Raw genomic sequence first — 13,773 nt, forward strand, 5'->3', positions numbered from 1 at the left:
TAACGTTTCGCGGCTGGTTAGGGATGTGAAACCGCGTCAGGGCTTCAGTTTTCGTCGCTATCGTCGAAGTCGACGTCAGTGGCTTCGGTGGGGTCGAAGGAGGTGCCGGAGCCGGAACCGGACCCCGAACTGGGGCCGCCATCTGGACCGGTCGCACCGGGGCCGGCCGTGCCGTTCTCGTCGTTAGGGAACCCGCCGACGTACACCTGGCCGCTGGCGAAACCGCTGGTCTTGGCATCGATGTAGGGCCGGACGACCCAGCGGCGCGTGGCAGCGCGGACGGGGTACCGGGTGAACGGCACCGCGAGCAGGAGGCCAACGAAGTCCGTCACTAGGCCGGGGGTGAGGAAGAACGCGCCAGCGGCGATGAGGAGGCCGCCGTCGATGAGCTCGTCGGTCGGGAGTTCGCCGACGGCGAGCCGCTGTTGTATCTTCCGAAGCGTCGCACGGCCTTCGGCGCGGACCAGCAGCATGCCAACCAGCGCCGTCAGAACGACGAGGGCGACCGTCACGAGCGAGCCGAGGAACGGTATCGCGACCGTCACCAGTAACACGATGTCGAACAGCGGGATGAGCAGCAATAGCCCGATGACCCGGAGCATACGACTGCTTGCAGGCCCGCCCCCAAACGCCTTTCGAGAGCAGGACCGAGCTGTCGACCGCCGGCGTAGCGGGTCAGCGTTCCCGCAGTCGGACTTCGACGGGGTCTGTGGGACTCAGTGTAATCTGCATCGCCAGCGACAGCGGCGGTTCGGTGACTGCTTCGACGGCGTACTGTTGGGCGATGGTTGCCAAGGCGAGTTTGGCCTCCATCCGGGCAAAGCGCATCCCGATACAGTGGCGCGGACCGCCGCCGAAGGGATAGTAGGCGTAGTCCGGGAGCGACGCTTCGAGGTCGTCGTCCCACCGTTCGGGGCGGAAGGCGTCGGGTGCGTCGTACCACCGGTCGTCCCGGTGGACGAGCCACTGCGGGAGAGTGAGCTGGGCGTCCGTCGAGAGCTCGTACCCTCCGAGCGTCACCGGCTCTGTCGGCTGGCGAAACACCGTGAGCGCGGGCGGGTACAGCCGCAGGACTTCATTCAGCACGGCATCGAGGTACGGCAGTTCGAACAGGTCCTCGGGCGACGGCTGGCGCTCCCCCAGCGTTGCGTCGAGTTCGTCGTGCAGGCGCTGCTGGCGCTTCGGATTATTTGCCAGCAAGAACCAGGCGTAGGTGAGCGTCAGCGCCGTCGTGTCGTGACCGGCGACCAGAAACGTCAGGAGCTGGTGACCCAGTCGCTCGCGGTCCATCGTCTCGTCGTCGAGCGAAAGCAGCAGGGAGAGTACGTCGTCGCGTGCCTCGCGGGCGTGCTCGTCTTCACGCTGACGGGCGGCGATAACGTCGTCGAGCGTGGACTGGAACTCGGCCAGCGAATTAGTGACGGCGCGGTTCGTCGCCGTCGGGACCCACAGCGGGAGGTACGCCGACAGCGACCGCGGGTCCAGTCGTGTACGTAGCGCGTCGAGTAGCGGTTCCAGCGCGTCAGCAGTCGTCTCGATATCCACGTCTAGCAGTGTCTTGCCGAGAATGTTCAGCGTCAGCGACTGCATATGTGGGAGGACATCGATGCGCTGGCCGTCGCTCCAGCCCGCTGCTGCTCGGTCGGCAAACTCTGTCATCGTGTCGCCGTAGGCGGCGATGCGTTCCCGGTAGAACGCCGGCTGGAGCGCCGTCCGCTGCTGTTGCCACTCCTCGCCTTCCAGCAGGAACAGCCCCTCGCCGATAAACTGGCCGAGGGTATCCTGAAGCAGTTGTCCCTTCTCGTATACATCGGCGTCGGTCACAAGCACCTGCTCGACGAGGTCGGGATGGCAGACGAAACAGCCCGTCGTCCCGGCGACGCTGTACCCCACCATGTCGGCCTCGTGGGCCCCGGCGCGGTCATAGAACCCCAGCGGGTCACGCAACATCGCGGCGGTGTTGTCGACGAACGGGACGCGGCCGAGACGGGGTGGCCGGTCGCCCGGTGTGACCGGTTCCGGCGTTTCGCGAATCGTCTGCTGGGTATCCATCGCCCACGCTTGGACCGCGCCGCCAATCGGTCTTTCGCCGAGAGTGAGAGGGCCTTTGTACGCCCACCGCCCACACCCGGTATGGACGAATACGCACGCGACACGAAGGTCGAGTGGCGCGAGTGGGGCACAGCCCCGTTCGAGGACGCCGCAGAGTCGGGGAAGCCGGTACTGCTGGCGCTGACGGTTCCGTGGAGCGCCGAGTGCCGGGCGATGGACCGAGGCACGTATAGCGAGCCCCGCATCGCGGCCAACATCAACGACGGGTTCGTCCCGGTCCGCGTTGACGCCGACCGGAACCCACGCGTCCGGGAGCGGTACACGATGGGTGGATTCCCGTCGACGGTGTTCCTGACTCCTGAGGGCGAGGTCATCACCGGCGCGACGTTCCTCGGGCCGGACGGGTTCCGCGGTATTCTGGACTCCGTCCGGGAGTCGTGGGACGCCCAGGGCGCGGCGGCGGGCTCGATTCCCCGGCAGCTACAGGACGAATCGCCGCCGGCTGGCGAACTCCGGCCGCGCATCGAGGAACACATGGTCGAACAGTTGCTTGGCGCGTTCGACGACGAGTTCGGCGGCTGGGGAACCGACGTGAAGTTCCCGCTGCCGCGGACCGTAGAGTTCGCCCTTGTCCGAGCGCGGGACCAGGCCACCCGGACACTCGAAGCGATTCGGACACACCTGCTCGACACCTACGACGGTGGCTTCTTCCGGTACTCGACAGAGCGCAGCTGGGGGAACCCCCGGCGTGAGAAGCTACTGGACGAGAACGCTGCCCTAGTCCGGGCCTTCGCTCACGGCTACCGGTACACTGGGACTGAGGCGTACCGGGACGCCGCCCAGCGGACCGTCGACTACCTCACGACGACACTGTGGGCCGGCGACGCGTTCGCCGCGAGCCAAGCCGGCTCGGACGAGTACTACCGGCTGGAGCCGACAGAGCGCGAAGGGACCGTGTCGCCGAACGTCGACGAGACAGTGTTCGCAGACCGCAACGGCCTCGCTATCGATGCCCTGCTGTGGGTCGCAGCCTACACCGGCGACGAGCGCGCACAGCAGTACGCCAGTCGCGCGCGAGACGCCGTCTGTGAATCGCTTGTCGATGGCGGCGAGGTCGCCCACTACGACGGCGCGGACAGCGATACCGGTCTGCTGCTTGACCAGGCCCAGCTCCTCCAGGGCCTGACGACGAGCTGGCAGGTCCTCGGTGAACCGGGGCCGGCCAAGGCTATCGCCGACTGGACCATCGAAAACCGCCAGCAAGATGACGGCGCGTTCCGGGACGGTCCCGACAGCGGCGCAGGGCTGTGTACCCGCTCGCTCCATCCGCTCGACGCGACAGTGGAACTGGCTGACGCCCTTGTCGACCTCGCGGCACTCACCGGCGAGGACCGATACCGCAACGCGGCGCTTTCAGCCGTCGAGTCCTTCGCCGGCGCAGCAGAACGGATGGGCGTCGAGGTGGCCGGCTACGCCGGCGTCGCGGCCCGCCTTCAGCAACCCCAGACCCTCACCGTCGGGGCCGAAGCGGGAACGGACCTCCACCGCGCGGCACTTCGGCTGGCCGACCACGAGACCACCGTCGTCCCGGAGCCGGACGGCGACGGCACGGCGCGACTCCTCGACGGGGACGCAATTGTCGCCGAGGGGACGACCCCGGCCGAACTCGAAGCCTCACTCACTGGCGACCGCTGACACGAACAACGACAGCAAACGTGGACAAACGGTAAACCCCCGACAAGTTTTTGCACACGTACCCTGATGTATGGGTATGTCCAGTCTCAGAGATCTCGGACTTTCCGAATATGAAGCCAGAGCATACCGGTCACTGCTGGAAACGGGACCGACAACGGCCAAGGAACTATCACGGGCCAGTGACGTTCCGATGGGCCGCATCTACGACGTGCTCAACAGCCTCGAAACGTACAATCTCGTCCGCAGCCAGACCGCCAGCAGACCGAAAAAATACGTCGCCGTCGAGCCCGACACGGCCCTCGACCGCCTGCTCGAAGACAAGAAGCGCGAACTCCAGGAAAAGGTCGGCCAGTACGAGGAAATCGTTGACGACCTCTCGTCACAGCTGGAGTCGGCAGACCCCGTCGAGGAGCCGTTCTGGACGGCCGCCGTCGGCCCCGATAACTCGCTTGACCTGTTGCTTGAGCGGCTAGCCGCCGCCGACGACGAGATTATCATGGTCGGCTCGGCACCCGCTCGACAGGTCGATATCCTCTCCGGCACCGAGCGGATCGTTGACGAACTCGAAGCGGCGTTAGAGCGCGGTGTGGAAGTGTCCCTGCTCGTCCGACCGGATCTGTTCGAAAGCCTTCCTGAGGAGGCCAACCGTGAGTACTACGAGCGCCTCTTCCACTACGACAACTACAGCGCCCGCGCCAGCCCGAACATCAGGACCACGTTCGAGCTACTCGACGGCGTCGAAGTCTGTATCGAGGTCCCACACCCGCTGGGCCGCGAGGAAACCTTCGGCGTCATCGACATGAAAGACTCCGATTTCACTGCCGATATCAGCCAGGCGTTCGAAGAACACTGGGCCGAAGCGAAACCGGTCGGCCCGCCATAGTTGGACCGCCGGAACAGGTGAGAGGAAATCGAGTCGCAAACGGCGTCCGTACTGTTGTGAACTGCTCCGCTCAAAAATTTCTGCGGTTTCGCGGATCGCTGTGCTCCCCGCTCAACGTTCCGAGGACTTCGCTGCGCTCAGTCCTCGCTGACTTCCTGCCGCAGGTCGTCCAACTGTGCCACGCGCTCTGCGTGGGCGTTGTGCTGGTGGATAGACTCGTCGTTGGACTGTTTCATCGTCACGACGGCGTCGTCCGGCAGGTCCGGGAACGTGTTGACGACGCCCTCGGCAAGCGCGCGAACGCAGTCCTCGACGAACTTGGCGTCCTTGTGGGCCTCGTAGGTCATGTGGTCCTCGTCGGGCCGTTTCGCGAGGTTGTAGATGCGGGCGCTCATCGAATCGCGGGCGACTTCGATGAGTTCGTTCAGGTCGACCTCGGGCGCGCCGTCGCTCTGGACGGTGAGCGTGGCGTGGCCCCGCTGTGAGTGGCCGGCCTGTGGATTGGTTTCAAGGAACTCCTCGATGACATCGTCTTCGACGTTTAGCTGCTTGAGCGTCTCGCGGGCGCGGGAAGCTGACATCCCCTGTGAGCACGGGCAGACGGTCATCCCGGTGACGCGAGCACCGATTTCCTCGCTCGTCCCGTCTTCAGTCGCTGTCGCCGAGGCGATGATGTCGGCGGTCGACTGTGTCGCCATTTCGGACGCCGGCGTGGACTCGTGGGTGACGTACTCCGCTTCCATCCGAACCTCCGCCTTCGTCGTGTAATCGTGCTTCTCAAGCAGGAGTTCGGCGGCGTCGCCACAGACATCCTCAACCCGATAGGCTTCCTCGGAGACAGCGGTTTCCAGCGTCTCGTCGATAACCTCCATATTGCGGGACATATCGGCACCCTTTCGCCAGGACGGCAGGTCTACGAACACTTCGAACTCCGCCATGAGTACGATGGGGTCGCGGTCACGACGCCCCAGTTTGACGAGTTTCTCGACGCCCGTCACACCGACGCGATTGAGACCGACCGTTACGTCCGGACTCGACGCCTGCACGTCCGGGAGTTGTTGACTCATTGCCCTCCCTATGGAAGAGAATCGGTTAGTGCTTTCGAAAGGGTGGGCGGGTCGCCGTGAGTCCCGAAACAACCGCTCCGACCCGACTCAAAACTGTGTGTTGTCCGGTATTGACTCGTCCGTCTCGAAATTCCGAAACAGCAATTCGAAGTCCGTGGCGTCGAACGAATCCGTGAGTTCGTCAAGCTCCGCGCGGACTTCCTCAAGTTCGGCCCGCAGCGCAGTGAACTCCTCGCTCTCATCGAGGACAGCCTGTGGTTTCGATGATTCCAGTGCAGCGTATTTCGCCGTGAGCGAGTAGCATTCCCGCAGGCGTTCCTCGTAATCGGCGTACAGAAGCAACTGTTCGATTGTCTGGAAGAGGTCCGCCTTCGACACTGGTTTGAGGACGTAATCATCGAAGGGCATCTCGATGATATCAAAATCGGGGTCTACTGCGGTCACCATCGCCACGCGCGTATCGTAGCGCCTCTCACGGATCGCCGACAGCACCTCGTCGCCGGAGAGGTCCGGCATCCGCCGGTCTAACAGGACAACATCGACTGCGGAGTCCAGCTTCGAGAGGGCGGCCTCACCACTGTATGCCGTCTCGACTGTGTAGCGTTCCCCTAACTGGTCCGCGTACACGTCTGCCACCGCTGGCTCGTCGTCGACAACGAGGATTGTCACTTGCCGACCCTTTGTCATTAGCTAGCATATTTACAGCAGAATTGCAAAAGGGTTCCGGCCACCGTTCCCGGGACACCCTGACTGAGAACGGTTACTGGCCGACGATGTCGTCGTATCGTGCCCCAGTCTGTTTCAGCGTCTCCGTCGAGTACAGCCGGCCGTGGTCGTACGGGAGGTGGTCAGTCGCGAGTTCGTCTATCTTCTCGTCCACGATGTCCGCTTCGCGTCCGTGGATCATTGTAAAGAGGTTGTACTGCCAGTCCTGCTCCGGGCGGCGTGGCCGGTGATAGCAGAGCGTGACATAGGGGAGTTCGCCGACTGCCTGCCCACGCTCGTCGAGGGCGTCGTCCGGCACGTCCCAGACGACCATGCAGTTGTTGTCGAACCCGGTGACGATGTGATTCACGACACAGCCGATGCGCTTGATACAGCCGGTTCGCTGGAGTCGCTTGATAGCCGAGAGTACTTCGGACACGTCGGCATCGACAGCGTCCGCCACGTCTCGGTATGGCGTTGCGACAAGCGGGAAACCAGTCTGAATTTCGAGCAACAATCGTCGGTCCAGTTCCGAGAGGTCCGCGGCGGCATCTTCGCTTATTCGAGTCGCAGTGGCGTCGGTCGTCTCCAGACTCTCCCGGGCGAACCGGTCACCGTTGACAACCGGGAACTCCAGATCGATGTAGTAGTCAGTCAACATCGGCAAGACGAGTACCGAACAGCCGGTTCGCTCCTCAATCTCGGCCAGAATCTCGTCACGTCGCTGTCGGGAGCCTGCAGTGACAACAAACCACATATTCCACTTGTGGTCGCGAGCGTAGTTGTGGTTCACCTGCCGGTACCCGTTGATTATCTCGGCAACCTCGTCGAACCGGTCCTCGGGGGCGCTGACAGCAGCCAGCGTCGAAGAGCCGATGACCGGCGGATTAAGAACCGGACCGAACCGACGGAAAATGCCGTCGTCACGGAGCGTTTTGACCCGGTCGAGTGCTGTTCCCGCCGAGACCCCCAGCGCATCACCAACGGCCTCGAAGGGGCGTTCCTGAATCGGGAAGTCACTCTGGAACTCATCGATGAGCGCAGCGTCTACCTCGTCGATCTGCTCGCGCCACTCGCCCGACTGGAGACTCATTGTATTCGATTAGGAGTGTAGTCGTGTATCCCTTTCGGGAAGGCGGTCAGTTCCCATAAACTGAGAACAAAACGCAGGGGCTTTTGAACTCTGGCCCGAACACGTTTCCATGGCGCAAGCGACCCGGGAGTACGGCGAATGGCCGCTCAAACGACTCATGACGGAAGTCGTCGGCTCCGGTCACAAATCGGCTGACGATATGTCCCGCACACAGGCCCGGGAGGCGTTCCAGCGCATCCTCGGCGACGAACCCGACCACACGACGCTTGGCGCGTTCTGGCTCGCCAACCGCTGGAAGCGCAACACCCCCGAGGAACTGGGTGCGTATGTCGACGTGATGTCCGAGGAATCGGTCGAGACAGCTACGCCAGAAGCTGACCCTGTCGACTGCGGGGCCAACTACGACGGCAAAGGCCGGTCCGCGATTCTCGGCGTCGGCGCAGGTGTCGTCGCCGCCGCCGCCGGGACGCCCGTTGTCGTCCACTCCGGCGACCGCGTCCCGACGCAGAAGCAGGACGCCTACAAGCACGTGTTAGACGAACTGGGCGTCCGAACCGAAATCGAGCCGAGCGAAAGTGCCGATATGGTCGACGAGGTCGGCTTCGGCTACTACTACCAGCCCGAGTTCAACCCCGGCATCGACGCCCTGTTCGAGCGCCGCGACAACATGGGCGTCCGGACGTTCGTCAACACTGTCGAGACGCTTGCGAACCCCGCCAACGCCAGTGTGCATCTCGGCAGCTTCTACCATCTGGCCTTCGCGAAGAAGATGGTCCGAACACTCGCCCAGTCCGAGACCAGCAGCGTCGAGCGCGCCCTGTTCTTCCAGGGAATGGAAGGCTACGACGACGTTCGCCCCGGCGAGACAATCGTGGCCGAATGGCCCGTCACCGGCGAGGAGTCCGACGACGAGGACATCGCAGACTTCGAAATCCGCACCGGCGAGTACGGGATGGACATTGAGAGCGAGGACCTGCAGGTCGACGACGTGGCCGAAGAGTCGGCGGCGATAACCGAGGCTGTGCTGGCCGGCGAGCGCGAAGACGGCTTTGCCGATGCTGTCGCGCTCAACGCCGCCCTCCGCATCTATGCCCGTGAGGACGCCGACAGTATTCAGGACGGCCTCGAACAGGCCCGTGAAGCGATTGCCGACGGCAGCGCAGCGGCGACACTCGACGAGCTTCGGACCTTCTAAGCCGGCAACGGCCCACAGAGCGGAACCCACTTCTACCGAGCGGGCGAAATGATTCTGATGGGACAACACGCCAGCGCTCGTGACAGCACTGCGTGGACGGTACCCGCAGCAGAAACCCCCGGAATCCACGAGCTGGTCGACACGAACGGTATCAGGCTTCATACCGTGACCGCCGGGCCGCCGGACGGCGACCTCGTCGTCCTGTTGCACGGCTTTCCGGAGTTCTGGTACGCCTGGAAACACCAGCTCCCGGCGCTCGCGGACGCCGGCTACCGCGTGGTTGCACCCGACCTCCGGGGCTACAACCACTCCGACAAGCCCGAGGGCGTCGGAGCCTATCACATCGACGAACTGGTCGCCGATGTCGCGGGCCTCGTGTCGGCGTTCGACCGCGAACAGGCCCACATTGTTGGGCACGACTGGGGCGGTGTCATCGCCTGGCAGACCGCTATCGACCGTCCCGATGTTGTCGACCAGCTTGCGGTTCTGAATGCACCACACCCCTCGACATACGAACGAGCGCTCCGCCACTCGGTCGACCAGTTACTGCGCTCCTGGTACGTGCTGTTCTTCCAGCTTCCCGCGCTTCCGGAGGCCAGCCTCGGCTGGAACGATTTCACCATGCTGGAGCGCATTCTGACTGACGGACCGACCCGCCCTGACGCCTTCACCGAGACCGACGTGCGGCGGTACAAGCGGGCGCTCGGGCAGCCGGGCGCGCGCACGGCCGCGGTCAACTACTACCGGGCGCTTGGCCGGCGGAACGCAAAGCTGACGCTCACGGCGGGCGGGGTCGGCAACAGTCCAGTGACAGCGTCAACGCTCCTTATTTGGGGTGTTCAGGACGATGCGCTCTCGCTCGACCTGACCCAGGACCTCGAAGAATGGGTCCCGGGCTGTCGAGTCGAGCGGCTCCCGGCGGCGAGCCACTGGGTCCAGTTCGACGCCCCCGAGCAGGTCTCGGAGCTACTGCTGTCACACCTGCCGTAGCCCAGCGCAACGAACAGCCGACACTCCCGGTCGCGTGGCGACGCGTCAGACTCCCGCGTCCCGCCACGCGACAGCTACTCAGACCATGGCGGCGATGGCCTCGTTGCAGTACGTGAATCCTCGGTCAGTGGGCAGGCTTTTCTGCCGGGCTTCCCTCCGATTGAGTATGAGTGACCTGACTGCAACCCTCCACACGACAGAGGGCGAGATCGAAGTCGAACTGTACGATGAGCGCGTGCCGACTACCGTCGAGAACTTCGTCGGTCTGGCCGAAGGGGCCGACGACTACGACGGGACCGAAGTCGGCCCGGGGACCGGCGCGTGGGAAGACCCTGAATCCAGCGAGAAGCGCATCGACCCGCTGTACACTGATATCGACATCCACCGGATCATCGAGAACTTCATGATCCAGATGGGCGACCCGACCGGCACTGGTCGCGGCGGCCCCGGCTACTCCTTCGACGACGAGTTCCACGACGAACTCAGCCACGACGGCCCGGGCGTCCTCAGCATGGCCAACAGCGGCCCGAACACCAACGGCTCGCAGTTCTTCATCACCCTCGACGCCCAGCCCCACCTCGACGGCAAGCACGCCGTCTTCGGGAAGGTCATCGACGGAATGGACGTTGTCGAGTCTATCGGCAGCGTCGACACCGACCGCAACGACGCGCCGACCGAGGAGATGCTGCTGGAATCGGTCGACGTTCACCGGTAACCAGACAACGTTTTCGTTGTTCCGACCGAGCAACCGATAGTGGCACACGTCGAACGACTCACCGTCTACCCCGTCAAGGCACTGGACGGCATGGACTGCGACTCAGTATCGATGCGTCCGGGCGGGACGCTGGCGCACGACCGCGAGTTCGCCCTGTTCGACGCCGACGGCGACGTGGTCAACGGGAAGCGAACCCGCCGCGTCCACGACATCGACACCGGCTACGACACCGAAACGGGGACGCTGTCGGTCACCACCGACGGCGATAGCGCGTCGTTCAGACTCCGGGATGCAAGTGATCGCACCCGAGCCGCCGACTGGCTCAGCAAATTTTTCGATGTGGACCTGACCGTCGAGCGCGACGAGACACTTGGGTACGTCGACCGGCGGGAAATGGGGCCGTCGGTCATCAGTACCGCGACACTGGAAACGGTGGCATCGTGGTTCGACGACGTGACTGTCGACGGGCTGCGCCGACGACTCCGGGCGAACGTCGAGGTCGGCGGCGTCCCGGCGTTCTGGGAAGACCGCTTCGTCGGCGCGGACGCTCCAGCGTTCCGGGCCGGTAGTGTCCGCTTCGAAGGGGTGACACCCTGCGGTCGCTGTGTGGTCCCGCAGCGAGACCCCGACACCGGGAAGGAAACCCCGGGGTTCCGAGAACAGTTCATCGAACGCCGACAGGAGACGTTTCCGGAGTGGGCCGACCGGGACGCCTTCGACCATTTCTACACCCTGATGCTCATCGCCCGCGTTCCTGAGGCCGACCGCGACGCGGCGCTCGCCGTCGGGGACCCCGTCGAGGTCGTCTCGACGACTGAGACGTAGCGGCGAACAACGGCGAGACCGACAATCGAAAGACGGTCCATCCCGAACGGGGCGTAATGGCAGACGCGGACGACCACGTCGACCCGAGCGAGTTCGGCGAACAGGACGGCCCCCCGGTCGAGGAGAAGCCCTACAAAATAATCTTCGAGGCGAACAAGTGCTTCGGCGCGGGCAAATGCGCCGAGAAGTCGCGCAATTGGACGCTTGACCTGGACACTGGCATCGCCAAGCCCGAGGCGTACTTCATCGACGAGTCAGACCTCGATCACAATATCGCGGCCGCGGAGGCCTGTCCAGCCAAGAAGGACCGGGGCATCATCCACGTCATCGACCGGCGAACGAACGAAGAAATCGCCCCGGACCCAAACGGCGACGGGTCACTCTCCGTCGACTGGTAGCGCAGTTTCTGACAGCGGCCGCTGTTACTCCCACCTATCAATCCACGTAAAAACCAGTGCGCGCGGTCAATACCGCCGATAATTCCGTTGTGTGGGGTGGAATATTTGCATTCAGGTAACATTCACTACAGGATATATCATGTAAGATTACTATAGATAATAAACTGAATTTCTTCATGCGAGCAGTTTAATATTTCAAGCTACTGTATGACATAACTTCTATTTGTAGGGGGCAATTTGGGTATCAATATGCCACGTTCAAGTAGCATGGAACGGCGATCGTTTCTGAAAGCAACGGGCAGTGCTGCGGCGGCCGCAGCGCTGGCGGGATGTTCCAGTGATAGTGACGAGACTGAGGGAGCAGAGGAGGGAACCGGCGGCGGCATGGACTCGACAGACGACAGTGGGGGCGATGTCGGGACCGACCTGAAGGAAGAGGGGGACCTCTGGCGGGTCAACACGGGGACGATGACGACGATGGACCCGATCGAGGCGACCGACACCCAGTCGGGAATCGTCATCCAGCAGATGTTCGACCCACTGATGAACTATCCCGACAGTCAGCCCGCTGTAGAGGGGCTTATGGCTGCGGACTATGAGGTATCTGAGGACTTCACAACCTACACGTTCCAGTTGAAGGATGCAACCTTCCACAACGGGGACACCGTAACCGCCAGCGACTTTGTCTACGCGTTCGAGCGACTGACTGCATCTAGCAACTCCAGTCGTGCCTACTTCGTTCTGGACTCGCTGGGCGTGACACACGAGACGACGACCGAGACGGTCGACGGCGAGGAACAGGAAGTGTACCAGTCCGGGACGCTCGGCGTCGAAGCTATCGACGAAACAACGCTCGAAATCCAGCTGGAATCACCGTTTGCATCCACGCTGGAAATGCTCGCGTACTCCTCTTTCTCACCGGTTCCTGAGGGCATGGTCGGCGATATCGAAGGGTATGAGGGCGAGATGACACAGGCCGAGTTCTCCAGTTCGAACCCGGTCGGGAACGGTCCCTTCGAGTTCGACACGTGGGACTCCGGCACTGAGGCCAGGGTCAGCGCGTACGACGACTATTACGGCGAGAGCGCGAGCGTCGACGGCGTCCACTTTGCGGTCATCGAGAACGATTCGGCCAATTACAACTACGCGATGAACCGCAATGCCGACATCTTCGAGCTCCCCACGGCGCAGTACGACCCCGGGAAGGTGTCCGTCGAGGAGGAAGACGACCAGGGTCGTCAGATCGGGTCCTACGGCGAGTTGCGCAACGGCGCCACGGCCAATTACTCCGCTGTATCGAATATCGGGGTGTTCTATCTCGGGTTCAATATGGCCAGCGTACCCAAGCCGGTCCGTCAGGCGGTCGCGTATGCGATGAATCAGCACACCGTTGTCGAACAGGTGTTCAAACAGCGCGGCGAGCCCGCCTACAACTTCACGCCGAAGTCCATCTTCCCCGGCGGCGCCCAGAACTACAACGACCGCGCCGAAAACGAGTACCCGTACGGCTACGACGACAGCCAACTCGGAGAGGCCCGCTCGGTGATGGAAGAAGCTGGCTACGGCGAAAACGAGCGGTTCGCCATGGAGCTGACAATCTACGAGTCCGGTGTCTGGAGCGAAACCGCAAGCATCCTTCGAGACCAGCTACAGAGTGTCTACATCGACCTCGAAGTCAATCAGGCGCCGTTTAACACGCTGCTTGAACGTGGCCGCAACGGCGAGCTAGAGATGTACTCGCTTGGCTGGGTCGCCGGCTGGCCCGCCCCGGACAACTTCCTCCAGCTGCTGAACCCGCCACAGACTGACACGAGCCTCGATTTCCCGATTTCGTACGTCAACTGGCAGCCGGAGAACGGCGACGCTGCCCAGCAGGCTGAGGAGGCATATCAGGCGATCGCCGAAAACCCGGCACCGACGGAAGAGGACCAGACCGCCCGGAACGACGCGTACCTCGAGATGGAGAACGCGAACTGGGAAGACGTCGCCATGCTGCCGGTGTATCACGAGCTGACTGAGCTGTTCTGGTACGACCACGTCGACTTTGCTCCGCCTGCCGGGATGGGACCGAGCCGACAGAAGATGAACACTGTGTCGCTCGGAGACAGAGAGTAATCGCGTCCCTGCTGGCGTGACCGTCCCCGTCACGATTGGT

13 protein-coding genes are annotated in these 13,773 nt (G+C 63.2%); 8 read left to right on the plus strand and 5 right to left on the minus strand.

Annotation, left to right across the window (positions count from 1 at the left end; genetic code table 11):
- Nucleotides 1-44 precede the first annotated feature (44 nt).
- On the minus strand, nucleotides 45-602 hold the full coding sequence (locus BDK61_RS16305; RefSeq protein WP_121303777.1) for an FxsA family protein: 558 nt from the start codon (nucleotides 600-602) through the stop codon (nucleotides 45-47).
- A gap of 73 nt (nucleotides 603-675) precedes the next feature.
- A complete protein-coding gene (locus tag BDK61_RS16310) occupies nucleotides 676-2,052 on the minus strand; it encodes a cytochrome P450 (RefSeq protein WP_121303778.1) in 1,377 nt (458 codons plus the stop codon).
- 81 nt (nucleotides 2,053-2,133) lie between these two features.
- Here BDK61_RS16310 and BDK61_RS16315 point away from each other — a divergent pair, with 81 nt between their 5' ends.
- Both BDK61_RS16315 and BDK61_RS16320 read left to right on the plus strand, forming a co-directional pair.
- A complete protein-coding gene (locus BDK61_RS16315; protein ID WP_121303779.1) occupies nucleotides 2,134-3,747 on the plus strand; it encodes a DUF255 domain-containing protein in 1,614 nt (537 codons plus the stop codon).
- Between the two features lie 76 nt (nucleotides 3,748-3,823).
- On the plus strand, nucleotides 3,824-4,630 hold the full coding sequence (locus BDK61_RS16320) for a TrmB family transcriptional regulator (RefSeq protein WP_004593852.1): 807 nt from the start codon (nucleotides 3,824-3,826) through the stop codon (nucleotides 4,628-4,630).
- A gap of 137 nt (nucleotides 4,631-4,767) precedes the next feature.
- Here BDK61_RS16320 and mptA read toward each other — a convergent pair whose 3' ends face one another.
- The 3 genes from mptA to ahbB all read right to left on the minus strand — a co-directional run bounded on the left by mptA (nucleotide 4,768) and on the right by ahbB (nucleotide 7,495).
- Entirely contained in the window at nucleotides 4,768-5,697 is a 930-nt protein-coding gene (mptA, locus tag BDK61_RS16325) for a GTP cyclohydrolase MptA (RefSeq protein WP_004964088.1), read from the minus strand.
- Between the two features lie 87 nt (nucleotides 5,698-5,784).
- The gene (locus BDK61_RS16330; RefSeq protein ID WP_121303780.1) at nucleotides 5,785-6,384 is read right to left on the minus strand and encodes a response regulator; all 600 of its coding nucleotides are present in this window, start codon (nucleotides 6,382-6,384) and stop codon (nucleotides 5,785-5,787) included.
- 73 nt (nucleotides 6,385-6,457) lie between these two features.
- Nucleotides 6,458-7,495, minus strand: a complete 1,038-nt coding sequence (ahbB, locus tag BDK61_RS16335) for a siroheme decarboxylase subunit beta (protein WP_121303781.1) — start codon at nucleotides 7,493-7,495, stop codon at nucleotides 6,458-6,460.
- A 109-nt stretch (nucleotides 7,496-7,604) separates the two neighbouring features.
- Here ahbB and BDK61_RS16340 point away from each other — a divergent pair, with 109 nt between their 5' ends.
- The 6 genes from BDK61_RS16340 to BDK61_RS16365 all read left to right on the plus strand — a co-directional run bounded on the left by BDK61_RS16340 (nucleotide 7,605) and on the right by BDK61_RS16365 (nucleotide 13,733).
- Nucleotides 7,605-8,690, plus strand: coding sequence for an anthranilate phosphoribosyltransferase (locus BDK61_RS16340; protein ID WP_011224729.1), 1,086 nt, complete (start codon nucleotides 7,605-7,607; stop codon nucleotides 8,688-8,690).
- A 57-nt stretch (nucleotides 8,691-8,747) separates the two neighbouring features.
- Nucleotides 8,748-9,680 carry an alpha/beta fold hydrolase gene (locus BDK61_RS16345; protein WP_121303955.1) on the plus strand — a complete coding sequence of 311 codons (933 nt, stop codon included), beginning with the start codon at nucleotides 8,748-8,750 and terminating at the stop codon, nucleotides 9,678-9,680.
- Between the two features lie 166 nt (nucleotides 9,681-9,846).
- Nucleotides 9,847-10,395 carry a peptidylprolyl isomerase gene (locus BDK61_RS16350; RefSeq protein ID WP_004964101.1) on the plus strand — a complete coding sequence of 183 codons (549 nt, stop codon included), beginning with the start codon at nucleotides 9,847-9,849 and terminating at the stop codon, nucleotides 10,393-10,395.
- Nucleotides 10,396-10,434: 39 nt separating this feature from the next.
- Complete coding sequence (locus BDK61_RS16355; RefSeq protein WP_004964102.1) at nucleotides 10,435-11,220, plus strand: MOSC domain-containing protein; 786 nt, start codon at nucleotides 10,435-10,437, stop codon at nucleotides 11,218-11,220.
- Between the two features lie 56 nt (nucleotides 11,221-11,276).
- Complete coding sequence (locus BDK61_RS16360) at nucleotides 11,277-11,618, plus strand: hypothetical protein (RefSeq protein ID WP_004964105.1); 342 nt, start codon at nucleotides 11,277-11,279, stop codon at nucleotides 11,616-11,618.
- A 267-nt stretch (nucleotides 11,619-11,885) separates the two neighbouring features.
- On the plus strand, nucleotides 11,886-13,733 hold the full coding sequence (locus BDK61_RS16365) for an ABC transporter substrate-binding protein (RefSeq protein ID WP_121303782.1): 1,848 nt from the start codon (nucleotides 11,886-11,888) through the stop codon (nucleotides 13,731-13,733).
- Nucleotides 13,734-13,773 lie beyond the last annotated feature (40 nt).

The sequence above is a fragment of the Haloarcula quadrata genome, from assembly GCF_003634715.1.
Lineage (GTDB): Archaea > Halobacteriota > Halobacteria > Halobacteriales > Haloarculaceae > Haloarcula > Haloarcula marismortui.

Coding starts and splice junctions, on each gene's coding strand:
- BDK61_RS16305 (WP_121303777.1), bottom strand. CDS start 602: ATGCTCCGGGTCATCGGGCTATTGCTGCTCATCCCGCTGTTCGACATC.
- BDK61_RS16310 (WP_121303778.1), bottom strand. CDS start 2,052: ATGGATACCCAGCAGACGATTCGCGAAACGCCGGAACCGGTCACACCG.
- BDK61_RS16315 (WP_121303779.1), top strand. CDS start 2,134: ATGGACGAATACGCACGCGACACGAAGGTCGAGTGGCGCGAGTGGGGC.
- BDK61_RS16320 (WP_004593852.1), top strand. CDS start 3,824: ATGTCCAGTCTCAGAGATCTCGGACTTTCCGAATATGAAGCCAGAGCA.
- mptA (WP_004964088.1), bottom strand. CDS start 5,697: ATGAGTCAACAACTCCCGGACGTGCAGGCGTCGAGTCCGGACGTAACG.
- BDK61_RS16330 (WP_121303780.1), bottom strand. CDS start 6,384: ATGACAAAGGGTCGGCAAGTGACAATCCTCGTTGTCGACGACGAGCCA.
- ahbB (WP_121303781.1), bottom strand. CDS start 7,495: ATGAGTCTCCAGTCGGGCGAGTGGCGCGAGCAGATCGACGAGGTAGAC.
- BDK61_RS16340 (WP_011224729.1), top strand. CDS start 7,605: ATGGCGCAAGCGACCCGGGAGTACGGCGAATGGCCGCTCAAACGACTC.
- BDK61_RS16345 (WP_121303955.1), top strand. CDS start 8,748: ATGGGACAACACGCCAGCGCTCGTGACAGCACTGCGTGGACGGTACCC.
- BDK61_RS16350 (WP_004964101.1), top strand. CDS start 9,847: ATGAGTGACCTGACTGCAACCCTCCACACGACAGAGGGCGAGATCGAA.
- BDK61_RS16360 (WP_004964105.1), top strand. CDS start 11,277: ATGGCAGACGCGGACGACCACGTCGACCCGAGCGAGTTCGGCGAACAG.
- BDK61_RS16365 (WP_121303782.1), top strand. CDS start 11,886: ATGGAACGGCGATCGTTTCTGAAAGCAACGGGCAGTGCTGCGGCGGCC.